Below are 23,718 nucleotides of genomic sequence, written 5' to 3'. Positions count from 1 at the left end.
GCCGTCCAGGCCGCCATCAACAGCAGACCCCGCAAGGTCCTCGGCTGGAAGACACCCGCCGAGGCCCTCGACGAGCACCTAAGATTGCTGCACAGCAGCGGTGTTGCAACGACTGGTTGAACCCGGGCAATTCCGGTCCAGGAAATTCGTCCGAGCCCTCAACCACCACCAGATGGCCGGATCGATGGGCCGCGTCGGTGCCGCAGGCGACAACGCCGCCATGGAGTCCTTCTTCGGACTCTTGCAGAACAACGTCCTGAACCGCCGATCGTGGGCCACCCGTGAGCAACTCCGGATCGCGATGTGACCTGGATCGAACGGACCTACCACCGCCGCCGACGCCAACGGTCGCTGTCCCGGTTGACCCCCGTGGAATTCGAGACCATCATGCACCCACCGGCCAGCCAGGCCGCGTGACTACACCTGTCACCTGCCGGTGCAGCAGACCCGAACAAGCAAGCCCCGCAACACATTTTGCGCTTAGAGCAAAACGCCCGGTATAGGTGGGAAGGCTCACCGCGATCACCGAGGCAATCCGACGCAGTGACACCTCCGCCCTGACCATCGTGTTGATCTTCCTCGATCAAGGCATGGCGCCATGCCGCGACCCCATGACGGCGCGGTGACAAGATCGCGGACCCCGATGCCAGAGCACCCCGATCCACTGGCCGGTCGCTCAGTCGGCGGTGCTGCCGACGAGTCGCCGCACGGTCGACAGGATCAGGCCGAGCGGATTGCGTTCCTGCTCCACTCGTCGGTATCTCGTTCACGTCTCGGCGGTGAGGCAGTGGTAGAGCTCTGTCTCTGCGTCGGTGAGCAGTGGTACCGGGCGTGGGGTGCGTGGCTGCAGGAGCCGGCCGCGCGGGTCGAGGTTTGTGCCGTACCGCTCTCAGGCAGCATAGGCGGGCAGGTCCATGAGCAGCGAGGAGGCCGGGACGCCGGAGGCTGAAGATCACGTCAGCCACGACGATCCCGTCACCGGCGGTTGTCAGGTGCCGGTGACGGGGTCGTCAGATGTGGGTGGCGTCAGCAGTGCCCCACGGAGGGCTGGCTGCTCACCACGCCGCTGCTCAGGTAGCCGACCGTCCCGTAGTAGTGAGCCTTGAACCAACGGGTCGAGCCGAAGCCGTTGTCACCGCCGTCGAGCCAGCACTCGAGCTCGACCCACTGGTTCCAGATGGTCAGGATGGGGGTTCCGTTCAGGTTGGGGTTTTGGCGGAGATTGCCCTGGGAGACGTAGCCCCGGGGGTAGGCGAGGGCACCGTACGCGGGGGAGCCGGGCTCGGCGGTGCCGCTGGTGCGGTGGGTCCCCGACTCGACGGGAGCCGCCTGGGCGGGCGCGCCTGGGCCGACGAGGATGAGCGCTGCGGCGACCATGGCGGCCAGCGTCACGAGGCGGCGCCACGTCGCGTGCCCCGCTGACTGTCGACGGTAGCCACGGCCCTCCGGGTCCGTCCCGCTCGGGCCTGCGGTGCTTCTGGCGATGGTGGACATGTCTGCCTCCGTTCGATGGCGCTTCGACGGACGCCTGCTGGCGTCGGGCTCAACGCTGGCTCCCAGCGCTATCGGAAGAAAGGGGTCGGTGCGTGTTCCGGACAACGCCGGACGCCGTCCGGACGCATCCGTACGACTAGTGACCTGCGGCAACGTCCCACCTATCTGGGGTGGCCGTCCGGCGAGCATGGGGGCTGGAAGTTGACGCCCGGCGCGTACCGCCGCCACTCGTCCTGATCGACCGGGTCGCCTGCGGTGGCGCAGATCCATTCGGCCGCGCGATCCGGGTGGAGGTTCCACAGCCGCACCTCGTCACCGCTGGCCGCGGCCAGGGTCTGCCCGTCTGGTGAGATCGCGGCCACGTTGACGGAGTGGGTGAACCGGGTCAGCGTCGCGATGGCGGTCGGGCTGCCGATCACGCTGGTGTCCCAGAGCCATACGGTCCGGTCGGTGGACGCGACGACGAGGGTGTGGCCGTCAGGACCGAAGGCGACCCAGGTGACCTCACCGGTAGGGCCGGTGAGCGGTGAGCCCACTGTGGCCGGGCGGGACGGGTCGGCGACGTCCCAGATCCGGACCGTGCCGTCGGTGCCGCCCGCCGCCAGGTACCGACCGTCTGGGGTGAAGGCGACGCTCTGCGCGTAGCTGGTAAAGCCAGCCAGGGCGGGACCGGCCGGTCTGGGCTGGCCCAGGTCGGTGACGTCGGAGATCTGGACCTCCCCGTCTGTCGTGGCGGTGGCCAGCCGCCGTCCGTCCGGGTGGAACGCCACCGACAGGACGATCGCTCCGGTCCCGGCGATGCGTCCTCGAGCCGCCGGTCCTCCCGGTGCCGTGAGGTCCCACAGGTGGACGTCACCGTCGTCGCCGCCGGCTGCCAGCGTCCTCCCATCCGGGCTGAACGCGATCGTCTCCACGAGGGCGCGTGGGCCCCGTAGCACCTCCGGGCGGAGGCGTCGGGGCTGCGGTGCTGCCATATCCCACAATCGGACCGGCCCGCTGCGGGTTCCGACCGCGAGCTGACGGCCATCCGGGCTGAACGCCAACGTCGCGGCGAAACTGCCCGTCGGGCTGCGCAGAGCGGTACCGACCGGCTCCGGGCGACGGCGGTCGGCGACGTCCCAGAGCCGCACCCCACCGTCCCGGCTGGCCGAGGCCAGCAGCCTCCCGTCGGGACTGAACGCCGCGTTGAACACCATGTCGGTGGCCCCACGCAGCACCGGTCCGGGCTGCTCCCAGAAACGAACAGTCGCGTCGGTGGTGGTCGTGGCCACCGTGCGGCCGTCTCGACCAATGCTCAGCCCGGTGACCGCCGCCGGGTGGGGAAGCGTGGCGCGTACCACCCCCGAGGCGAGGTCGTGGACGGCAACCGTCTGGTCGGACGACCCGGAGACGAGCGTTCCGTCCGGAGCGAACGCCACGGCGTTCACCCAGCTGGTGTGCGTCGACACTACCCGGTGAAGTCTGGGCCCCGAGCGAACCGGGACATCCCAGACGCGGATGCTCTTGTCCACGCTTGCCGAGGCGAGCCGCCGGCTGTCCGCGCTGAACGCGACGCTCGTCACGCGGCCGGTGTGCCCGCGCAACGGGCTGCCACCCACCAGTATGGGCCGGTCGGTGCCCGCCCTGCGCCATAGGCGTACGGCACCATCCGCTCCACCCGCAGCCAGGAATTCGCCGTCAGGGCTGACCGCGACCGTGTGCACCGGACCGTCAGCACCAGTCAGCGATGGAAGTACCCGGGGTGCCCTGCGATCGGTGACTCGCCAGCGGCGGACCGCCCCGTCGGCGCCCGCAGCGGTCAGGATCGAGCCGTCCCGACTGAACGCCACGGCGTACACCGTCGACGTCGCTCCGGCCAGTGCGGTCAGCGAGCGCGGCCGAGCGGGGTCCCCGACGTCCCATAGGTTCACGACCCGGTCTGTGCCGGCTGCGGCGAGCAGGTTCCCATCGGGGCTGAACGCCACGGTGAACAGGGCCCCACCCGAGCCCTTCAGCACGGGGTCAAGTAGAAGTGGTCGCGGCCGGTGGCCGTTGTCCCAGAGGCGTACGGTGCCGTCAGCGCTCACCGCCGCCGTGTGCTGCCCGTCAGGGGCGAAGGCGACCGCCTGGGCTGCTGCGGTGAACGGACGGCTGCGGGTGATCGGAACTCCGGCAGCCGAGTCGAGCACGCTCGACCGGGCCTCCACAGTCGGCGCGACCTGTAACGCCGCGAGACTGAGCTGCATGGCCAGCGCTGGGTCGGTGTCCCGGATCCGGTCGGCTCGGCCAGCAATGAGCCGGGAGAGTGCCTGGTTGCGCTGCCGCACGGCTTCCTGCCGCTCCCTCTCGGCCGTGGCCCGCTGCTGATAGCCGAATCCGGCGAGCAACCCACTGGTGATGCTCAGGATGGTGAGGGCAGCCACGAGTTGCCAAAGGCGCCGGGTGCGCCGGCGGGCATGCCGGGTGCTGCTGGCCAGAAAAGCTCGGGCCAGCGGCGAGAGGTCCGGCTCGTGCCGCTTGGCCCAGTCGAGGGCGGCGGCCAGCTTTGTCCCTCGATAGAGGGACGCCGCTTCGGTGGAGTCCTGCCGCCAGCTACGGGCGGCGGCCTCGAGCTGCTGACCGACGACCAACTCGGCGCGGTCGCTCTCCAACCAGTCGCGCAACGTCGGCCAGGCCGACAGTAGCGCCTCGTGGGTGATGGTTACCATGTCTAGGTCGACGGTGAGGAGCCGTTCCGCGACGAACCGGTCAAGTAGATCCTGCACGTCCGTGACGTGTTCCTCACCGAACAGCGCGTACAGTTCCTCGGTGCTAAGCCGGCGTCGAGTGTCCACCGTGTCGACGCCGATCTGGACGAGATTGACCAGGAGACGGCGCGCCAGTGCTCGCCCTCTCGGGCTGAGGTTCTCGTATACCCGGTCGGCGGTAGCCGCCACCGCGCCGTCGATCCCGCCGACCTGGCGGTACGACTCGCTGGTCAGCCGTCGTCCCTCACCGTGCTGCCAAACCGCGTGCAGGGTGTGCGACAGCAGGGGCAGCACCCCCGGCTCGTGTGCTAGGCACTGATCCCGAGCCCGGGGAGCGACATCCCGCAGCAGCAGCTCCACAAGCCCTTCTTCCACCTCGACCCCGGCTCGCCGGGCCGGCTCGACGATCGCGTCACGCAGTTCGGTCTCGGTCATCGGGCCGACGGTCGCCTGCCCACTTCTTACGGCTTCGACGAGCCGCGGCAGGCGGAGCAGGTCGGCATAGAAGTCAGCGCGCAGACCGATCACCACGGTCGAGCCGGCGTCGGCCAGCTCGGCCAACTGGGCGACGAAGCGCTGCCGTTCGTCCTCCGGGCATGCTCTGGTCAGACTCTCCTCAAACTGGTCGACGACGACGATGGAGGGCGGGCGAGTGCCGCGGTCCGGCCCGGCGGACCGCGGCTCGGCAGCGGCTTCCCGGAGCCGGGCGAGCAGCGTCTCGGCCGGCCGGGAACCGGGCGTGAGTGCGAGGACCGTCAGCGCCGAGTCAGCCCGGTCGTCGAGCAGTGCCGGGATCAGTCCGGCGTGCAGCAGCGAGGACTTGCCTGAACCGGACGCTCCCACTACCACCTGGATCCCGCCACCGGCGGCCTGCCGCTCGCGGACTCGTGCCACGATTTCGGCGGTCAGTGCGGACCGGCCGAAGAACCGCGCCGCGTCCTCCACCCTGTAGCTCGCCAGGCCCTGGTAGGGCGTCGGACCGTCCGGCCGCCGCCCCGGCGCACGCCGAGCCCGCTGCCACGCGGCGATCCAGTCGTCTACCTCGGTGGGTGCGGACGTCCCGCAGGCAGCCAACACGGCCACGAAGATCGGCCGGGACGAGGAAGAGGGCAGGCTCCGTCCGGCGAACCAGTCGCCGACGGTGCTGTGTGCGCCCCGCACGCCGATCCGCGCGGCCACCTGGCGCACCGTGATGCCGGCGCTCTCTCGTAGGGCCGTCAGCTCCCGGCCGAAGTCGGCACGGGTCTGCACCCGACTCGCGTCGACTGACAATCGTACCGGTAAACCGCCCGTTGCGGACGTCTTCGCCGTCGCTGCGGAGGAGACGTCGGTCGAATGGTCGGTGGACTCGTACTCGTACACGGGGCATCTCCCATCGAGAGCGTTCGAATATCGTTTGTCGGGGGAGCTCGTAGACGCAGTCGCCCACCCGTCACTTCTGGTTATGCATCCCTCAGACTCGACAGGTCTGCCAGCAGCGGGGTAGGGGGTAGACCGCAGGCGTCGACCGTGCCGGGTGAGCCGAATGCAACTCATCGAACAGGCCCGGGCGGAGAAGCTGCCGGACCGGACCGTGCGGCTGTGGGACCCCCGCCGGTATGCCGACCCCGGTCACCTATCTCTGCGTGGCGTTCCTCGGAACGTGCCTTCGGGGCGTGGGGATCGTTCATGCCTGAACATGAGGAAGGGTCAGCAGCTGCTATGGCTCGTCTCGGACGGACTATGGGCCGAGACGGTGAGCGCCTAGGCGGACCGGTGGCGATGCAGGTTGTCCTGGTAGACGACGCTGATGTGGATTGGCCGTGCTGTCGTGTTGACGGCCGAGGCGAGTTTCGCGTGCCGGTCGGGGTCGCCGGGGGCGTTGATGTTGCGGATGGGTGTGGTTTCCAGGACGAGCGAGTCCGTGTTGAGCCTGGCGGTGGCGTGCTCGAGCACGCAGTCGAGGAATCGTCGGCCCGGTCCGGAGCCGATGGGGTGCCTGTCGGGTGTGGTGGCGTGTCGGGCGCGGATGCGGGGGTGGGTCGCGAGGAGGTCATCTGGGGTGAAGTTGGCGGGCACGCCGCGGATGCTGAAGGAGTCGACGAGTTGGGGAAGGAGCCCGGTGATCACGTTTCGGTTGGTGGGGCGGTCGTAGCGGTGTCTGGCGGTGAGCAGCATGCCGGTGTCGTCGGTGGCGATCCAGAGGCTCTTGGCGTTGCCGGGGAAGCCGGTGGTGGCGCTGATGTGGGCGTCGAGGTTGAGCAGGATGCCGGGGTAGCCGGGGACGGTGATGGGTTCGAGACTGATGTAGTGGATGCCTTGTTCGGCCCTGGGGTGCGTCTCGGGAAGCGGGCGGTTGAAGGCGACGAGGTTGCCGTCGATGTCGGGACGGAGAAGCAGGTCCGTACCGTCGGGGAGCTTGAGCGCGCCTCGGAGGAGTTCGATGGTGCGCCAGGTGGCGACGTCGAAAACCCAGTTGGGGATATCGGCGTGCGTCACCGTGCCCGCCTGGAGGTACTTGGCGATGTGGATCGTGCGTGGTTTGGTCTGGCGTAGCAGGGGGGCGAGGAGGTCTTCGAATGGTGCGCCGTGGCGGGCCGCGAGGTCTCGTTCGAAGGCGGCGAAGAGCCGGCTGATGATGGCGGTGTCGATCTTCTTCCGCATCAGGAGCAGGGTGCCGGGGCCGTCGGGGTCCTTGCAGATGGTGGCGTAGTCGCTGGAAACGTAGCGCAGGCCGAGGCTCAGGTCCCTGTACGGCAGGTTCTTCGGGTGGCGGGTGTATCGGCGGTTCAGGTCCTGCCAGGACTGGAAATCCGAGCTGCCACCGCTCGGCGCGATCCTGAACACCGACTTCCTTTCAAGGACACCGGCGAGCTGACTGAGGGCTACGAGCGCGGCCTGCGCAGTGCCGCCGTGACAGCGATCAGCCCGCCGGCTATCGGGCTCGAGGTACTCCAGCTCGGCGAACCATCGGGGTCGAGGTTCACCCACAGATGACTTTTCACCTATCCGGGCCGGGAGCGCGATCGCGTTGTGCCGGACAACCAAGGGCAGGTCGAGGAGCAGCCTGCCCCGGCACATCACCATGGCCGGCTACGGCTGGAAGATTTCTGGTAGATGACGTGCCAGTGCACGAATGGACCTGTGTTGCAGTGCTTTGAGTGTGGCCTCGTTCTTACCCATCGCCCGAGCTGCCTCGGCGATCGAGAAGCCCTGCAGATAGCGGAGCACGATGCACTTCTGCTGATCTAGGGGCAGCTGCCGGACCGCAGTCAGCAACACGGTGTCGGTGATGTGGTCAACGACCCATGCCTCCGGATTGTTCACCAGTCTTTCGTCTTCGTCGGTGTCAGGCACGTCGGCGGTGGTGACCTCTAGGCGGTAACGGCCGGACCTGAGATGGTCCTCGACCAGGTTGCGTGCGATGGTGACCAGCCAGGCGCCGAGGTCACGGCCCTGCCAGGTGAAGTTGCCGATTCGGTTGAGCCCTCGCAGGAAGGTGTCTGCGGTCAGATCCTCGGCGAGCTGCCGGTTGCCGACCCGGAAGTAGACGAAGCGGAAGACGGTGTCGACGTATCGGTCGTAGATCAGCCCGAACGCCTCGGCCTCGCCAGCCTGAACACGCTCGACCAGCCTCCACATCCCATTCTCCTCGCCCTGGCCGGACCCGACCGGCGCATCGTTTCCCTCGGAGTCCGAGTCCGGTCGGCAGGGCTGAGACTGGGCGGGTGGAACGCCCGCACGGGCACGGATGGTGGTGATTTCGTCGTCGGTCACCCGGTCCCGCGGCTTCGAATCGGCCATCGCGGTACCGAGCGAAGACACGCGTAGCAGGTCTTCGAACTCGATGTCGGCGGCGGCGTGCGGTGCGTACGGCTGCCGCACAGTCTCGTGAGGCGATGCGACATCGTCACGAGTCGGCTGGTTGGTGTTTACCATGTTATTCCCTCCTTCCGGAGCTGTCGACGCGCCCGGTGGATCTGACCTTCGACGGCCTTCGCCGAGATGCCGAACCGCTTCGCGAGCTGGCTATGCGTAAGCCCATAGGCGTGCCCGAAAAGCAACTTCCGCTGCAGATCAGATAGCACATCGGTTTGCTTGATCTTGTTCAAGACCACCCTCGCCAGGGCCGAACGTGCGGGATCCTCGTCCGACCGCAGCACAGTCGGCGCGGCATCGTCGGGTGGCAGTTCGACCTCGTCCCTGCTCCCGCTGGTCAGCCAGCGGCGAAAGACATTGGCGAACTCGCCGCGGCACAGACCAAGGAAATAGTCGTGCAAGGTGGAACCACGATCCGGATCCCAGCCCTCACCGGCCCGGCACCGCCGGACGAACACCTCCAGCGCCTTCGCGACACTCTCCTGCACCATGCCGTCCTGATCGGCATACGCCCAGCAATCCGGCGCATACAGCAACCAGCCCCGGCGGGCACAGTGACGAAACACCTGCCCGGTACGCAGATCGCGGCGCATCTGCGCGACGGCGGCAGCAACCATCACGTCGACCAGTCGGCTCCACGAGCGCCCGACGAAGCGGTCCGCCTCCACCAGGCTCCAGAGCTTGCGGTCTGCGGCCAGTAGTCCACCTTGGTCGCCCTCGTTGGCCATTCCACCCCCTCCCAACCGCCCCCGTCGCCACACCTTCTGTCAACGACGAGCCCTCAGCCCACGCAGAAAGTGCAGCAATCCCTCGACCAGGTGCCATCGGGCCCAATCGTGAAGCATGTCGCCCACCCGTGGGGCAACGCCCGCGTCCATACAGAAGACGGTGTCCGTTCCTTCGACACGACTGGGAGTTCCTCGTGCCGCACCCCGCGCTCACCGCCATCACCTACGGGCTGGTCGCCGTCTTCGGCCTGCTCGCCGCCGGAATGATCGGGTTCCTGCAATGGAACGACGGCGCAGAACCGTCGACCATCGCCGCCAGCGCCGGCGCGGCCACGCTGGCGGTGATGACCCTCGGCATCACACTCATCGGGCAGATCCAGCACAGCTGAGCCCCTGCCCCGCACCATGCTGGCTGTGTAGCGGATGTGAGACACCTGTCGGCGGACCGGTTGGTCCGCCGACAGGTGCTCAGACCACCTCTGGCACCCACGTGGCTCAGGGCGCAGAGCATCGTTTCCTAAGACAGGTCCCTGCCGGTTCACGCAGGCCGATTACCTGCAGATTTCCGATCTCCCGGGTGGCTATACTCACGCCAGGTCGAGATGATCAAGGATTGACCGCCGCCAACCGCCGGTCTCGATGGCCTTCTCGAACGTCGCTGTCGGCTCCGCCTTAAAACAGGGTTGGGGTGAGTTCCCCCCGCTTTGATGGAGCGGTCGCGCTGGGCGAGAGCACGATCGACTTCGGCATGCTGGTGTGGTCTGCTCGGCCGGTGAGGTCGTCGTCTCGTGTCCGGTCCTGGTCCCCGCCGCCGTCGGCGTTCACCCGCAGCCGACCACGGCAACGCCCGCAGCGGATCTACGCCGACCGTGGCTACGACTGCTCCCGCCGCCAATTCCGCGCCAAGGGCATCACCCCGGTCATCGCCCGTCGCGGCGTCGGACACGGCTCCGGACTGGGCACCCGACGGTGAGTCATCGAGCAGATCCTCGCCCAACTCCACTGGTTCCGTCGCCTCTGCACCCGCTGGGAGATCCGCGACGACATCCATGAAGCCTTCCTCGCCCTCGCCCTCGCCATCTCTGCTGGCGCCGACTCCAATGCCCAAAGAGTTAGGAGTTGTAAGGATTCATCCGATAGTGCCGAGGCGTGCGTGTGAGCGAGCGTCCCGTCTCTTCTTCGGTTCACTGACTGTTGCTGTCGACCTGGGTGCCCAGACCGCACGCAGATGATCATCGTGTGGCTGTTTGGTCACTGTCGGTACCGTGTTCGGATGCTGTCTGGGTTCTGGCGGGATGCGCGGCGGCGTGGGTTGTCGTCGCTGGTGGTGGGGGCGGTCTGCGCGGGTGCGGCGTGGACGGCGCTGGCGGAGGGCAAGACGGGGTGGACGGTGGTGGCCACTGCCGTCGGGGCGGTGGTCGGCGGGTTCGGCCCATCGATGGTCGAATGGTGGCGGGTGCGGGAAGAGGTGTCGGCGGCGGGCCGTCGAGCGGTCGCGGACGCGGCGAGGCAGGAGTTGCCGGCGTCGGTGGCGTTGCTGCTGCAGCCGGAGCAGCAGGTGGTGCGGTTCATCGGTCGGGGCTGGCTGGTGCGGGAGTTGGAGTCGTGGATGGCCGACGAGGGTGGGTCGGTGGTGCGGCTGTTGGTCGGTGACGGGGGTGTAGGCAAGACCCGGCTGGCACGGTATGTCGCCGACCGACAGGCTGGCTGGAAGTGCGACTGGGTGCGTGCTCGCGGTGAGGCGGCCATGGCGGAGGCACTCGGTGAGGACCCTGGGCGGCACCGGTTGGTGGTGGTGGACTACGCGGAGACACGGGACCCGGCAGGGTTGGCGGCGCTGTTGTGCGCTGCCCAGCGTACGGGTGGGCAGGTTCGGGTTATGTTGCTCGCCCGGACTGCGGGTCTGTGGTGGGAGACGTTGTCGTCGGCGTATCCGGAGCAGGCGCACGTGGTCGACGCGCTGACGGTGCCAGGTCATGTGGTTGAAGTGCCGGCGCAGGTCGAGGGTCACGACCCTCAGCAGGTGGTGGACGAGGCGATCGCTGCTTTCGCTGATGAACTGAAGCGCCCTGTCCCCGGCAGGCTGCCTGAGATCGTCCGCGACTCGGCGACACCGATCCTGCGGTTGCACGCCGAGGCCCTAGTGGCGGTGCTCGGTGGTCTGCGCAGTGGCCGCTTCGACGTGCTGGACGAGGTGCTGCGGCACGAGGCTCGTTACTGGCGGGCCGCTGCCCGCCGGCACGGTCTGCTCGACGGTGAGGACCCGAAGGCGGAAGGAGTGCTGCGGGAGGTGGTCGGCATGGCGGCCCTGTTCGGTGCGGACAACGACGCCCAGGTAGCCGACCTGGTGAGGCGGGCGCCGTCGGTGGCCAGCCACGATGCAAGCCTCCTGTGGCGATTTCGGGTCTGGTTGCGGAGCCTTTACCCGTCGCCGTCCCCAGGGGCGTTGGGGACAGTGCAGCCGGACCTGCTGGGCGAGGCTTTGGCGGTGCAGGCGCTGCGAGGCTGTACGGCGGAGCAGCGGACGACGGTGTTCTCCGGTCTGACCGTGAGGCAGGTGGCCCAGGCGTTGACGGTGCTCGCCCGTGCCGCCGACCACCAGGCGGAGGCGGACATGATGATCGATCAGGCCCTGGCGGTGGATGTGCCGGTGATGACCGAGGCAGTGCTGGAGGTCGGGGTGCAGTTCCCGAACCGTTTCACCCCCCGGATCGCCGACCTGCTCGCCACCGCGGACCTTGATCTGCAGTGGGCACGAACGGTCGCTGACCGGATCCCGTACCCGTCTCTGGAACTCGGCCGGGTAGCACTGACCCTGACCACCCGCATCGTTGACAGCGTCGATGCCACCAAGCCCTCGTCAGCGCACGGCGGCTGGCTTCACATGCACGCTCTCCGCTTGGGCGAGGTGGGTCGGTGGGCGGAGGCGTTGGAGGCGAATCAGGAAGCCGTCGATCTCTACCGGGAGTTGGTCGCGGGCGATCGGAAAACCTACCTGCCTGGCCTAGCCGGGGCAGTAAAAAATCACGCAATTCGGTTGGGGGATATGGGTCAACGGGCGGAGGCGTTGGCGGCGAGTCGGGAGGCTGTCGATCTCTATCGGGAGTTGGTCGCGGGCGGCCGGAAAGACCACCTGCCTGACCTAGCCGGGGCAGTAAAAAATCACGCAATTCGGTTGGGGGATATGGGTCAGCGGGTAGAGGCGTTGGCGGCGAGCCAGGAGGCCGTTGACCTGCGCCGAAAGCTGGTTGCCGGCAATCGGGATGCCTACCTTCCCAACCTCGCCACGTCGGTGAACAACCACGCTACTCGGTTGGCAGAGATGGGTCAGCGGGTGGAGGCGGTGGCGACCAGCCAGGAAGCCGTTGACCTGCGCCGAAAGCTGGTTGCCGGCAATCGGGATGCCTACCTTCCCGACCTCGCCATGTCGGTGAACAACCATGCCCTCCGGTTGGCAGAGATGGGTCAGCGGGTGGAGGCGGTGGCGACGATCCAGGAAGCCGTTGACCTCTACCGGATTTTGGCGGCAGTCAACGGGGATGCTTATCTATTCGACCTCGCCATGTCCCTGCAGAACGTCGGCATAATAGCGGCAGAGACCGGACAACCGTCCGATGAGGCCCTCGCCGCCGCAGCCGAAGGCGTAAAACACCTCGACGCCCTCGCAGCCACCGATCCAGAAGCCTTCGGCGGCTATCTCCAAGCCGCAAGGGATACTCTTACTGACCTGGAGGCATTGCTCGAGGGCCAGCACGCCGCCCTTACCCAACAACAGACGAACGACGTTGATACCCAGCGCAGGGCGGACCCAAACGCTGTTGGGTAATCGGTAGTGTCGCGTGTCTGAAGTGATTTAACGGTGGGCGTGGGGAAGGGGTTCGACCCTTTGTCGGCGTACAGGTCCGTGTTCAAAGGTAGGAACAGCGGCGAGTGCACACCGACACCGACTGCGGTTTGCGTCCGGCGTTTCGCCCTCCGTCCTTGCAGCGCGCCCGAGCCAGTGACCCCTCAGATCCGATGGCAGTGTCTCCGGGTCGAGTCGAGTGGGCCGACGACAGTCCGGGTTCTCTGAAGGCAACCTTCATCCCGCCACAGAGCCGCCACCGATCGCCTGGTCGAGCTGCCGGCGCAGCTCGGCCGCTTCCTCGGCCAGGCCGAGACCGTCGAGGACATCGGTGAGGGTCCCGTACGCCGCGAACAGTCGACCAGCTCAGCCAGTCTTCCGCCTGGGCCGCCGTGTGGCCGTTGCCGATCAGCCACTGAGTGAGTCGTCTCGGCTCAAGCGGACGAGGTAACCGGCTCGGCAGGTTCAGGCGTCGCACCACGTCTCGCGATAACGCCGCCTGCAGGCGCTTGACCGGCACCGGTTTGGGGAGACGGAATACCGGCGTGACCGAGGTACGGTCCTTGCCCGCCGCGACCTGCTGCGAGCGACGGGCCACCGATGAGCACCACAGCGTCAGCATCGCCAGGGTCGCCGCCGACGGCAGCGACGCCGAGCATGAGGGCACCGGGTTTCGGCGGGGTAGCCGGTCCAGTCGCCGGAGCGAGCTCACTGCCATGCACGTCGTACCCGTGGCCATCGTCAAGCTGTTGCTGGATCAGGCCTCCTGGTCGTCGATAGCGGGGCTCGTCGCGGTCGCGGCTGGTGCCACCAGCACCCGCCCGCGCGAGGCGTCGGATGCGGGGGTGTGCGGGTCAAGGCTTCCCAAGTACGAGTAGGCGAACTCTCCGGGTGGCAGGTCCAACATGACGGTTACAGCACCTTGGTCGTCCTGGTCCAGGTTGGTCCTGTCCGAGAGGCGGCACTGTCGGATGTAGGTGATGCTCGGGCCGAGGTCCAGCTCCCGTCCGGCGATCCGGATCGTTGTGCGTGGCAGGGCATACATGAGCTGGAATTCTCCGCTGAATCCTCGATCGACCCAGTCTGGATTGTCTGGGGAGAAGGTGAAGGTGACCTTCCCGCCACCGATTGGCACATGCTCGCCAGCGATCAGGCGCGCTGCCCGATGAATAGTCTCAGCGTCTTGGCGGGTCAGGGTCGGCGGTAGTGCGAAAGACGAGCGGGTGTGGTCCTGGATTTCAACCAAGTCTTCGATCAGGTCCAACACCTGATCTGAAACGGCGTCGCTCAGAGATTCGGCGATCGCAGTGTTCACGAGTGGATTGATGCTCCCATGCAGGTCGAGCCGGAGGAGGTTCGGGGGCTGGAAGGCAGCGATGAGCCGGAGGACGGGCAGCGCCCCGGAGGGGCTGCCAAGCGGGCCCTCCACCACCGACACCCCAACCTGTCCGGCCCGCTGTAGGGGACTCAGCCGAAGTTGAATTTTGAGTACCCCCAGGGCGTCGGCTCCCTTCAGGGTGATGCCCTTCTTCCCCCAGAGTCGCTCGGAGAAGGTAAATTCAAGACCTTGCTGGGGTATACCGGCCGGCGTCAGCACCGTCAGTGTCGCCAGCAGCGGAGGATCGATGTGCTCGGGCACCGACTGGATGAACAGCCGGCTGACGTGCTCGGTCCGTGAAATCCCTAGCTCAGCGGGGGCGTCTATCGTGAGTGGCCCGACGAACTGCTCAGGGAGGTCCAGATCGCCACCATAGGCGAAGGCATCCTCGACTCGTTGGAGAGTCTCGCGGCCTTCGGGTGTGGCCGGGAATCGGAACTCACCTGTGATCGTGATGGACGGTGGCTGCGCGCCGGGCTTTACCCTGACCGTCACCGCCGTGCCACCGTCGATCGTCCCCGCCTCTATCAAGTAGTCAGGCGAGATTTCATCGGCCCGGCGGCCCAGCGCCTCCACCCTGGACACCAAGTCCGGGATACCGCCAGAGAGCGTGTCTCGCTCAGCCCGGTGTTCGCGAATCGCCTCGAGCAGCTCATCGTTGATGGTCCGGAGTACGCCGCGGACGATGTCGGGATGAGCGTCGAGCTGGGTGTTCAACCACGTGAGTCCGTGCCACTCACGAATGAACCGGTACTCCTTCTTGAGGTTGTCGAACCACTGGAGCTCACTGGGGTTGTGGTTGATCGGAACGACCAGGTACCAGGCACGTGGCTTCAGCTTCGCCGCCTGGGCCAACGACTTCTCGACCTGCTTACGACGGTCCGGCTTCCGCCCGAGGCGACCGGTGAAGCTCTTCAGCTCATAGATGCTAAGCCTTCCCGCGTGGCGGACCTGCACATCCCGGCCACCGTCCCCGCCCGAGCCGTCCATCACCTCCACTTGGGGGAACATCCGGCGAAGCAGCCGAGACACCAGGTCGGCGTACTTCGGCTCAGGCAACTCGTCCCACGGAACCGATACCACAGTGGAGCCTCCAAGCAACCCGAGCAGCGGGGCTGAGAATGATACCGAGCGCCACCGACAACGCTTCCTCCCCAGGCGATCGCGGAGCCCTGAAAGCCGCCGCATTGCGCTCATGGAACCGGAGCCGAGATCATCCGGCTACTGATGTTCCTGTAGCCGATCGACAGCATCGATCGCGAGCTGGCGCAGGGGCTGGGCTTGCTATTTCGGCTGGTCCACGCGCTGCGACCGAAGGGCAGAGCGGGCGGTTCCCCTATGGCAGTATCGCCGTGCTGGTTTCGGCGCGTTCGTGCTCGCCTGGTGCCGAACTTCGAGCACCATCGGCGCACCAGGCGAGCCGCGGCATCCCTCGGATCCGAGGGTCGAGGGTTCCGGCGGTGTCGATCCATGGGTACGCACGGGCGCTGTGGCGTTGGCGGATCCGTGGGCGCACCAAGTCGCGTCAGTGGGCACTGGCTATAGATCGTTTAGGCCACCGTACCCCTGCCAGCCTGGTCAGCCAACCACGAACGCCACCGCCCTATCCCGCAACGGCACCCGGCAATGTGCGCTGGTTCGGAGCCAGGTACCGACTCCACAACGGACCAGCAACCGCAGCCGTATCAATCAAGTGCCACAGCAGCGGATACGCCATCGGAAGACCCCTAGACTTCCCCCAAAGCCCGGCAATGACACGCACCTGATCGACACGCACCTCGATGCCCCCACCACACCCCCGACGACAACGGCGACCGCATGCAACCACAGCCACACGACACTCCCAACCGACCCACCAAAAACTGCACCCAGTCCCGATAGACCCGTAGGTCGCGAAGTGTCCTCCCCACGCACGTGGGGGTGCTCCGTCCTAGACCTGCTTGATGACCCTGCTCTCGTCGTCCTCCTCACGCACGTGGGGTGTTCCTCAACACCTGCTCTTTGGGGAGGGACAGCAGGTCTGTCAGAGACCGCACATCGTGGTCCGGAACACCCCCACGTGCGTGGGGAGAACCTCATCAGCTCCAAGGCGCGCAGCTCGTCGGCCGGAACACCCCCACTTGTATGGGGAGGACGGCATCGGCGGCACGGTGGTGGCCAGCCCCAACGGAACACCCCCACGTGAAGTGACCCCCTGAGACCGGACCATGACGACATGATCGATCGACCGGCCCGACGAACGCACCATGTCAACCACGTCACGCCGGAACTCTTCCGTGTACTTCGATGGCCGCCCCAAGGGGGATAGCTCTTCCTCTGTAGCAACATCCAGGCTCAGGGGGTCCGCATCTCAGGGGGAAGGCCAGTCGCGATATCCCCCGCGCCTGTCAGCCCAAACCTCCGCAGCAGATCGGCCCCGGCTGGGTCCCCGGCCTGCTCCCGCAACTCGGCCAGCCGCCCCAGCGCCTCGCTGCCGTGGCCGCGGTCGGTAATCTGCCGGTATAAGGCTTCAGCCCCGGCCGCGTCCCCGGCCCACCCCCGCAGCTCGGCCAGCCGTCCTAGACCGTGGTTGTCGCCACGGTCAGCCGCCTGCCAGGCTAACGCCTCGACACCGGCCAGATCCCCGACCTGCTCCCGCAGCTCGATTAGCCGTCTTAATGGGTTGGTGTCACCACGGTCAGCGGCCTGTAACGCCAGGGCCTCAGCATCGGCCAGATCCCCGGCCCGCGCCCGCAGGACAGCCAGCTGACCCACCGCGGTGATGTCGCCGCAGTCAACGGCCCGCCGGTACAAGGCTTCAGCGCTGGCCGTGTCGCCCGCCCGTGCCCGCAGGCCGGCCAGCCACCGTAGCGGGCCAGCATGGCCGCGGTCGGCGGCTAATGTCACCAGGGCCTTGGCACCGGCCGGGTCGCCGTCCTCCTCCCGCATCTCCGCCAACCGCCTCAGCGCCTCGATCTCGCCGCGGTCAACAGCCTGCAACGCGAGAGCCTCAGCACCGGCCAGATCCCCAGCCTGTGCCCGCAACTCGACCAGCCGTTCCACCGGGACGATGTCGTCACTATCATCGGCCTGACCGTGCGAAGCTTCAGTACCAGCCCGCGCCCCCAACAAATCCATCCACCGCAACATGTCGGTGCAGCTGCGATGAACGGCCTGCCGATACAAGACCCCGGCGCCGACCAGATCCCCAACCCTCGCCCGCAGCACCGCCAGCCAACCAATCGCGTCGGCGTCGCCGCGATCAGCGGCCTGCCGATACAAGGCCTCAGCACCGGCCGCGTCCCCGACCCAGTCCTGCAGCCCAGCCAGGCGCATCAGCGCTTCGGTGTAGCCGCGGTCAGCAGCCTGCAACGCCAAGGCCCCAGCACCAGCCAGATCCCCAGCCCGCGCCCGCAGCTCGACCAGCTCCCGCAGCGGATAGGGATTGCCGCAATCAACAGCCCGCAACGCTGGGGCCTCAGCACCGGCCAGATCCCCGGCGCGCCCTCGTAGCTTGGCCAGCCGCCCCGACGCGACGGCATCACCGTCGTCTGCGGCCTGCTGGAGAAGGTGGATTGCGTGGTGGTAACGACCCCGGCGCTCGGCTTGGATGCCGAGGTCTCGCTGGAGACCAGGATCGGTAATGGTGGCCGCGAACGCCTGCCACAAGCTGTCGGGCGGGTAGACGTCGACACGTTCGGTGCGGCCGAGTTGTTCGAGGTAATCGGCCAGTCGATACCACACCTGGCCGTCCAGTACAGCCGGTACGGGATGAGCTCGGGGACGGATGCGGGTCAGCGGGCCGCGGGCGCCGGTACACGGGGCGGCGGTGTAGGCAAGGGCCTGTTCGAGCCAGTCCTCCCCGAGGTTGTCCCAGTCATGGTCGTCGAGGTAGCCGGGCGCGGCTTGCTCCAGCAGCGCATGCGGCAGGGCGAGGGGGTGACCGAGTCGTCGGGCGTCCATTGCCGCTTGCAGAAGCGCTCGGGCCGCTGGCGGTGCGGTGCGGTAGCGGTCTTCGAGAGCGGGAGCGCCGGCTAGGTACTGGGTGATCCGGCCGTACTCGGCCCGTCCTGCGGCGTAACGAAGCCGCGCATCGCCACCAGCACCATCGAGTGTGGCGACTTCGGCCGGGGTGAACGCGTCGGGCAGGGTCAGCGAAGTGCTCAGCACGGTGCCGGTCAGCAGTTCCCGGGCCTGGGCGTACACGTCGCTGGCCCCGATAGGCAGGCGGGTGGTCAACGTATGCCAGTACTCCGGCCACAGAGTAGCGAGGACCAATACCGGCGCCCGGACCTGATCATGGAGCAGACTGCGTAGCCGAGCAGCTACCCGCTCCGCAGTCTCCGCGTCGGCGGGCATCAGGTAGTGCTGGGCTTCGTTGAGCCACACGACCGTGTCCGGGCCGACCCGGTCAAGATCGGCCAGGGCCGCTCCCGGACGGGTCGGGTCGTAGGGATGCCACACCTGCCACCGCCCCGGCTCCCGACGATCGAGGTAACGCACCAACTCCCAGCAGGCCCGGGTCTTACCCGTCGAGGACCCGCCCACCAACACCGCCAGCCGCGACCGGCCATCAGCAGTCAGCCCGTCGGCAACCTCTCGCAGCCGCACATCATGAGCCCGTGACACATACCCAGGTAACTCGCCAGCTTCGCCGCCGCCGACCTCGATGACCGGGTGCACCTCCAACGCGAGCGGATCACACTCGGCGACGGGTCGGCCGAGCCGAACCACCGGCACCGTCGGCGCGGCCGTCGCCGCTGTGATCCACATCTGCCGGACGTGGCCGGCGACCGTCGCGGCGTCCACACGCCTGGCGGCCCGAGCCAGGGCGACCGCAACGGTCACCGTGTCCTGCTGCGACGCCAGCCCGCCACCGGCGATGATCTTGCTGATTAGGTCCTTCTTCGGCGCACCCGGCAGATCGTTATTGTCGGCAATCTGCCGGGCAAGGGTATCCAAGCGCGGCCGGTCAGCCTCGGCGTACAGCAGGTAGACCGCATCGCGAAGATCCCGCAACGGCCCTGCGGGCAACTCCGCCTTCTCCAGTGCACGGGAACGGCGTATCTCCGGTCGTGACTCGTCGGCATCCATCGCCCCATCAGATTGCCGTACACATGCGATCACGCCCTCACCGGCACTACCCCGTCGGCACTCAGCGGCACCCAAGTGAACCGCCGCAAGCTACCCGAACCTAGACATCAGAGCCAGCCGGCCCGACAGATTCCCTGCCTGATCGAAGGACGTTCGATGAGCACCCACAACAGCGATCGCAACGACCGCCCCAAGGGCAACAGGATCCGCATCGCCTGCGCTGCCCTTACCGGCCTGATCGCCGGCACCTCCCGGGCCGTCGTCACCTGGCTACTCAGCCACCTCAACCCCTAAGAGTGAGCCCTCCCCAGGCTGGTCTTCCAGGTCAGGGCAGGTGCGGCCTAGAGGTCGATGAGGACGAGGCAGCAGGGAAATGACAGAGGCAGCCTTATGCTCGGAGACGCCGAATCCGCCTACGGCGGAGCGATTAGGTTGTTGAACAGGGCCAGCTCGCCGCTGCTGGCGGTACCGGCGGCGGATAGCGGCTGGTGGACCAGATGCGTGAGCACCCCGGCGTCGACCCCGGCGCCTGCGGCGAGTAGTAGGACCACGGCGGCACGAATGCTCAGCAGGGGTGCCAGCTCGATTGATGGCGTCGGCTGGCATTACACGGTGACCACCGAGTCCGTGCCGCAGTCGCACGGTCGGTCATCTGTCGTCCCACGCGCTCAAGCTTGCGGCGGACCCGGATCCCGAACTTGTCGTCCCGGCCGATCTGGTGGGCGGCGAGCGTCAGGTGATGTCCGAGCCGCCACGGGCCCATGCCTCGGCCACGGTGCGTTTCTCCGGGCACAGCCGTGCCAGTGCCGTTCGATCCGCTGGTCGTGCCACCCTGCCTCGCCGTCGAGGATGACCTGCTCCACCAGGCCGCCGTCAGCCGTCAGGTCAAGGAGGGTCAGCGGGGTCCCGGCCTCGGCGTTCCAGCCCACCGGCTCGTACCACGACATGATGCCCACGCAGTTGCCGCTTGCCGATCGGCCGATGGGTCTCATGCTCCCGGTTGACCCGCTGCCGCATGATGTCGGTGAAGTGGTCGGCACCCTGATCGCCGATCCAGTCGTCGTCGAGCAAGGCCACGACGGTCGCGTCGATACGGCTTTCCGGCATGCGCTTGAAGCCCAGCCACCGATGCCTGATCGATCACCGCCCGGCGGGAGGACGTGGCCCTTCCCGGACAGGATCAACGTCCTGTCCAACGGACCACACCCAGGTCAAACACGAAAACTCCCCCGCCCGCCAAGATAGTCGCAGTGAGGAAGGGGGCGGAGGAAAGATGGGATCCTCATCCGCCGGGATCAGCGTCCACACAGGCCAGACAGCAGAAAGGGTCTGACCGACGTTTCGGCAGGTCATATCATTTATGATCTTGCGCGCCCGAAGGGGCTCGAACGCCTAGCTTTCTGATCCGTAGGCCTCGTCCCTCGGAGCAGCTGGTAGATCGGTCACGTCTGGAACGGCGGTGATGATCGCGCGGTCGGTGGATCCGGGTACGAGGCGCAGCGGTCCGCCGGCCTGGTCGGTCTCGGTTGGGGCGGGCTCTGCAAGTCGAGCCGCGCAGTACACGATTTGGCGACGCATCTTGAGGTCGATGTCGCGGCCGTTGATCCGTACGGTCATCGGGAAGAGTCTGGCGAAGGTGAACTCGTCGGCGCCGACCGGGAGGTTCTCGGACGTCGTGACAGTGAGGGGAATTTCGGACCAGGTCCCCTCGACGCGTTCGCCGCGCAAGAGCCGGCCGACCCGCAGGATCGCGTCCAGGTCAGCGCTTGGTGTGGCGTCGACGTCCGGCACGGTAATGCGGTGGTAGGTGTGGCGTTGGATCGCGATCAGCGCTTCGAGCAGACGCACATGCCAGCGGGCCACGGGGGTTACTGGCTCATCGCTCATCTCCCAGATAGGGGTGACAGCCGGGCCGCCACCTCGCACGGCCGCCATGATTCCCATGCCGGGCCCAAGGTCAGCGGTCAAGCGCACGGCCGGAAGCACGTCGGCGGGCGCCTTTCCCGTGAGCGATTGAGCGTTCAGTTGCACGGCGTCGCCGTCCCTGCCGTTGAGGAAGAACTGGAATTGCACCGCGCCTCCCCGGTCGTATCCGGACAACCAGGACCCGGTGCCGTTCAACCCTGCGGACAGTTCCACGTCGGTGAGGTCCAGGGTGTGACGCGCGGTGCCGGTCGTGTCGAGGAGGCGGATCTCCAGGTCCGGTAAATCCGCGGCGGACTCGGGAGCGACCATGAACCGGAAACGCCCTTGACCAGGCGTGGACCTGGCGACGCCAGGTGGCCCGCTGACCTCGGTGACGGTTCCTGGCACGTCGACGAAGGGGGTACCGAACTGCACGAAGTTCTCGACCGCCTGATGCTCGGGCGATCCCGAGGTGACCTCCAGCCGACCCGAGATGGTGATGGGACGCAACCTCGCCGACTCTGCGGACTTCGCCAGCAGACGCAGCACCGAGTACTGGCCGTCGGGGAGTTGTTGATACTGCACGTACGCGGCGGAGTCCCATCGGCCCAGCTCCGTGTCCCACGGCAAGTCGCCGACGGCCCCGGTGCGGATCTCCAGTTCGTAGCGGTAGAAGGGATCAACCTGGTTGAGAGTGGTGACGATGGCGCGCTGACGTTCGACGGCGGCGGCGAGCATGTCCTGGGCGGGCACTCCGCGTGGCAGGTCCCTGCCGCCCTGAAGAGCATCGGCCATCAGGCGGTGTAGGCGCTCTCCCCCGTCGCCGAAGTAGTAGTCCACCAGCTCCGGGCGTCGCGCCGCCAACACATCCAGGTTCGTGCCGCCCATCCACCGGCATGGAAACTCAGCCTCTATGGTGAGCTCTGCGAGCCAGTCCAGTCGCTCGTTGGTGGGGTCCCACGGTGTCACCAGGGTCCACGACCGTACGGGAAGCCGGGGCAGGGTTTCCCGCACGAATGTTGACCATGACTTCACGATCTCCGCTGCCTGCCGGGCGTCGAGCCGGCTCGCGTACCTCTTGACCTGGTAGATGTCGAAACCATCGGGGTGCTCGATCCGGATGTCGACGCCGCGATCGCCGCGCGACGGGGTGATGAGGTTGCCGTGAGGATGCTCCAACAGCAGCAGAGCCGCGACGAACTCCTCCACCCGCTCTCCGGGCTCGCGCTCCCAATTCACGGTGGTCACCGGTCCAGCAAAACACGGACACCACCGCACCAGCCTCATCCGTGCAGCTGAGGGAAATCGGCCGAGTTCCCGGACGGCTGCCTACGGAGAGCAGCGGACTTGTCAGCGTAGGCCCGTGGCGGCCCGGTGGTCGGCGATGAGACGTGCGACAAGCTCGGCGGCCACGTCAGTGGGGCGGGCGACGACGCTGCCGTAGTCGATGGCTTCGTCCGGGGAGACGTGGATGTGGTCTGCCTGCCCGAACCCGTAGATGGCGGTGTTGCTCGGCACGTTGACCCTGCCGTAGGAGATCATGGTGGCAGGGTCGAGCCCGATGGCCGGTACGACGAGGTCACCGTAAGGCAGTTCCAGCGCCGTCAGCGCGTTGAGCATGGCAGCGAGCTGCTTGATCAGGTCGTCCCGGTCGAGCACCGCGCCCATCTGACCTCGGGGCAGCGGGGCCCACGCCGACCGCTGCCCCGATCGGGTGACCACCAGCCCCTTTTCGTTGTCCCGACCGCTGCTCGTCGCCCGGGCGACGGCGGAGTCGGCGTGCGCGTGCAGGGCTTCCAACCGGGTGAACACGCCGTGCTGTCGGCCATGGTTGGGCAGCAGGTCGGCGAGGGCGGCCAACTCGCTCACCTGCAGTCGCGCGTCGTCGGCGGCGAAGGCGAGGTGCACCTCGACGGCTGCGGAACCCAGCCTGTGGTCTTGCGTGCGTTGGTCGAGGTCGTTGCGCCAGGAGACGCTGACGGGCGGTGCCGGGCTCTGCCAGCGCAGCCGAGGTGGGCTGGCCGACGCGGCAGCACGGGCTGTCGGATATGGAACCGCCTGAATGGTCGCCTCAGTGGACGCAGCTGACGCACCGGGGAACGGCGGGGGTGTGGCGGGCTTGTTCCGTTCGCGGCGGACGCCTTCGAGGATCTGCTTCTGCGCAGCGACTTCGTCGAGTCCGTGGATGCGGATCTGCACCACCTGACTGAGCAGCCCCTCCGGCTGGCACTCCTGCACCATGATCGGTACGAGGGCGTTCTTCGCGCCCTCCGGGTCGCTGGCGAAGACGGCTGCCCACTCCGAGGCCGGGAAGGGCGCCTTCAAGTAAGCCGGAGAGAGCACAGCGATCATCCGCGGACACTGCTTCAGGGCCTTGTCCATCTCGACAGCAAAGTTGCTGCCCGGCCGGAAGTCCCACTCCTGAATCGTCACGGCGAAGCCGTCCGCCTCGAGGATGTAGGCGATCCAGCTGGCCCACGCCTTGTCAGCGGCCGTATACGAGATGAAGAAGTCCTTCGCTACACCGTCCACCTGACCAGGATAGGTACAGGCGGCGACATCGACCCGTCCTGGACCGCCGCGACGGGCCGTGCCTGAACGGCCAGCGGGTCGAGGGCGCGGCCCACTGGTGGCGACGGCAATGTGCCAGACTTGCCTCGTTCGTGCTCGCTCGATGCCGAACATCCGAGCAGCAACGGAGCACCACCCGCC

The 23,718-nt window shown here is 67.3% G+C and carries 14 protein-coding genes and 1 pseudogene; 4 read left to right on the top strand and 11 right to left on the bottom strand.

Translation table 11 applies throughout. The features are described 5' to 3' along the window. Nucleotides 1-127 precede the first annotated feature (127 nt). Nucleotides 128-417: pseudogene (locus tag AC0AIB_RS14695) on the top strand (integrase core domain-containing protein); the annotation flags it as partial. A gap of 609 nt (nucleotides 418-1,026) precedes the next feature. Here the strand turns inward: AC0AIB_RS14695 and AC0AIB_RS14690 are convergent. The 5 genes from AC0AIB_RS14690 to AC0AIB_RS14670 form a co-directional block, all read right to left on the bottom strand. Beyond that, a complete protein-coding gene (locus AC0AIB_RS14690; protein ID WP_465096875.1) occupies nucleotides 1,027-1,377 on the bottom strand; it encodes a hypothetical protein in 351 nt (116 codons plus the stop codon). Between the two features lie 278 nt (nucleotides 1,378-1,655). Further along, nucleotides 1,656-5,471, bottom strand: coding sequence for an nSTAND1 domain-containing NTPase (locus tag AC0AIB_RS14685; RefSeq protein ID WP_465096874.1), 3,816 nt, complete (start codon nucleotides 5,469-5,471; stop codon nucleotides 1,656-1,658). A gap of 492 nt (nucleotides 5,472-5,963) precedes the next feature. Next, nucleotides 5,964-7,046, bottom strand: coding sequence for a pPIWI_RE module domain-containing protein (locus AC0AIB_RS14680; protein WP_465096873.1), 1,083 nt, complete (start codon nucleotides 7,044-7,046; stop codon nucleotides 5,964-5,966). A gap of 246 nt (nucleotides 7,047-7,292) precedes the next feature. After that, entirely contained in the window at nucleotides 7,293-8,138 is an 846-nt protein-coding gene (locus AC0AIB_RS14675) for a sigma-70 family RNA polymerase sigma factor (RefSeq protein WP_465096872.1), read from the bottom strand. Further along, nucleotides 8,132-8,806 (bottom strand): sigma-70 family RNA polymerase sigma factor, encoded by a 675-nt coding sequence (locus AC0AIB_RS14670; protein ID WP_465096871.1) that lies wholly within the window; start codon nucleotides 8,804-8,806, stop codon nucleotides 8,132-8,134. The genes AC0AIB_RS14675 and AC0AIB_RS14670 overlap by 7 nt, the downstream gene beginning before the upstream one ends. A 194-nt stretch (nucleotides 8,807-9,000) precedes the next feature. Here AC0AIB_RS14670 and AC0AIB_RS14665 point away from each other — a divergent pair, with 194 nt between their 5' ends. Both AC0AIB_RS14665 and AC0AIB_RS14660 read left to right on the top strand, forming a co-directional pair. Next, nucleotides 9,001-9,195 (top strand): hypothetical protein, encoded by a 195-nt coding sequence (locus AC0AIB_RS14665; protein ID WP_465096870.1) that lies wholly within the window; start codon nucleotides 9,001-9,003, stop codon nucleotides 9,193-9,195. Between the two features lie 884 nt (nucleotides 9,196-10,079). Next, nucleotides 10,080-12,632 (top strand): tetratricopeptide repeat protein, encoded by a 2,553-nt coding sequence (locus tag AC0AIB_RS14660; protein ID WP_465096869.1) that lies wholly within the window; start codon nucleotides 10,080-10,082, stop codon nucleotides 12,630-12,632. A 775-nt stretch (nucleotides 12,633-13,407) separates the two neighbouring features. Here AC0AIB_RS14660 and AC0AIB_RS14655 read toward each other — a convergent pair. The 3 genes from AC0AIB_RS14655 to AC0AIB_RS14645 all read right to left on the bottom strand — a co-directional run bounded on the left by AC0AIB_RS14655 (nucleotide 13,408) and on the right by AC0AIB_RS14645 (nucleotide 19,101). Further along, a complete protein-coding gene (locus tag AC0AIB_RS14655) occupies nucleotides 13,408-15,027 on the bottom strand; it encodes a hypothetical protein (protein WP_465096868.1) in 1,620 nt (539 codons plus the stop codon). A gap of 604 nt (nucleotides 15,028-15,631) precedes the next feature. Further along, entirely contained in the window at nucleotides 15,632-15,790 is a 159-nt protein-coding gene (locus AC0AIB_RS14650; RefSeq protein WP_465096879.1) for an HD domain-containing protein, read from the bottom strand. A 572-nt stretch (nucleotides 15,791-16,362) separates the two neighbouring features. After that, nucleotides 16,363-19,101, bottom strand: coding sequence for a hypothetical protein (locus AC0AIB_RS14645; protein WP_465096867.1), 2,739 nt, complete (start codon nucleotides 19,099-19,101; stop codon nucleotides 16,363-16,365). 156 nt (nucleotides 19,102-19,257) lie between these two features. On the opposite strand from AC0AIB_RS14645, the gene AC0AIB_RS14640 reads away from it, so the two are divergent. After that, the gene (locus tag AC0AIB_RS14640) at nucleotides 19,258-19,395 is read left to right on the top strand and encodes a hypothetical protein (RefSeq protein WP_465096866.1); all 138 of its coding nucleotides are present in this window, start codon (nucleotides 19,258-19,260) and stop codon (nucleotides 19,393-19,395) included. 591 nt (nucleotides 19,396-19,986) lie between these two features. Here the strand turns inward: AC0AIB_RS14640 and AC0AIB_RS14635 are convergent. From AC0AIB_RS14635 to AC0AIB_RS14625, 3 genes are all read right to left on the bottom strand, one after another. Next, a complete protein-coding gene (locus AC0AIB_RS14635; RefSeq protein ID WP_465096865.1) occupies nucleotides 19,987-20,172 on the bottom strand; it encodes a hypothetical protein in 186 nt (61 codons plus the stop codon). 321 nt (nucleotides 20,173-20,493) lie between these two features. Continuing rightward, nucleotides 20,494-22,254 carry a hypothetical protein gene (locus AC0AIB_RS14630; RefSeq protein WP_465096864.1) on the bottom strand — a complete coding sequence of 587 codons (1,761 nt, stop codon included), beginning with the start codon at nucleotides 22,252-22,254 and terminating at the stop codon, nucleotides 20,494-20,496. Nucleotides 22,255-22,356: 102 nt separating this feature from the next. Next, a complete protein-coding gene (locus tag AC0AIB_RS14625; protein ID WP_465096863.1) occupies nucleotides 22,357-23,538 on the bottom strand; it encodes a toll/interleukin-1 receptor domain-containing protein in 1,182 nt (393 codons plus the stop codon). Nucleotides 23,539-23,718 lie beyond the last annotated feature (180 nt).

The sequence above is a fragment of the Micromonospora sp. DSM 43699 genome, assembly GCF_055517075.1.
Note: the sequence above shows the minus strand (reverse complement) of the source record. Positions and strands in the feature narration are given on the sequence as shown.

Coding starts and splice junctions, on each gene's coding strand:
- AC0AIB_RS14690 (WP_465096875.1), bottom strand. CDS start 1,377: ATGGTCGCCGCAGCGCTCATCCTCGTCGGCCCAGGCGCGCCCGCCCAG.
- AC0AIB_RS14675 (WP_465096872.1), bottom strand. CDS start 8,138: ATGGTAAACACCAACCAGCCGACTCGTGACGATGTCGCATCGCCTCAC.
- AC0AIB_RS14670 (WP_465096871.1), bottom strand. CDS start 8,806: ATGGCCAACGAGGGCGACCAAGGTGGACTACTGGCCGCAGACCGCAAG.
- AC0AIB_RS14660 (WP_465096869.1), top strand. CDS start 10,080: ATGCTGTCTGGGTTCTGGCGGGATGCGCGGCGGCGTGGGTTGTCGTCG.
- AC0AIB_RS14645 (WP_465096867.1), bottom strand. CDS start 19,101: ATGGATGCCGACGAGTCACGACCGGAGATACGCCGTTCCCGTGCACTG.
- AC0AIB_RS14640 (WP_465096866.1), top strand. CDS start 19,258: ATGAGCACCCACAACAGCGATCGCAACGACCGCCCCAAGGGCAACAGG.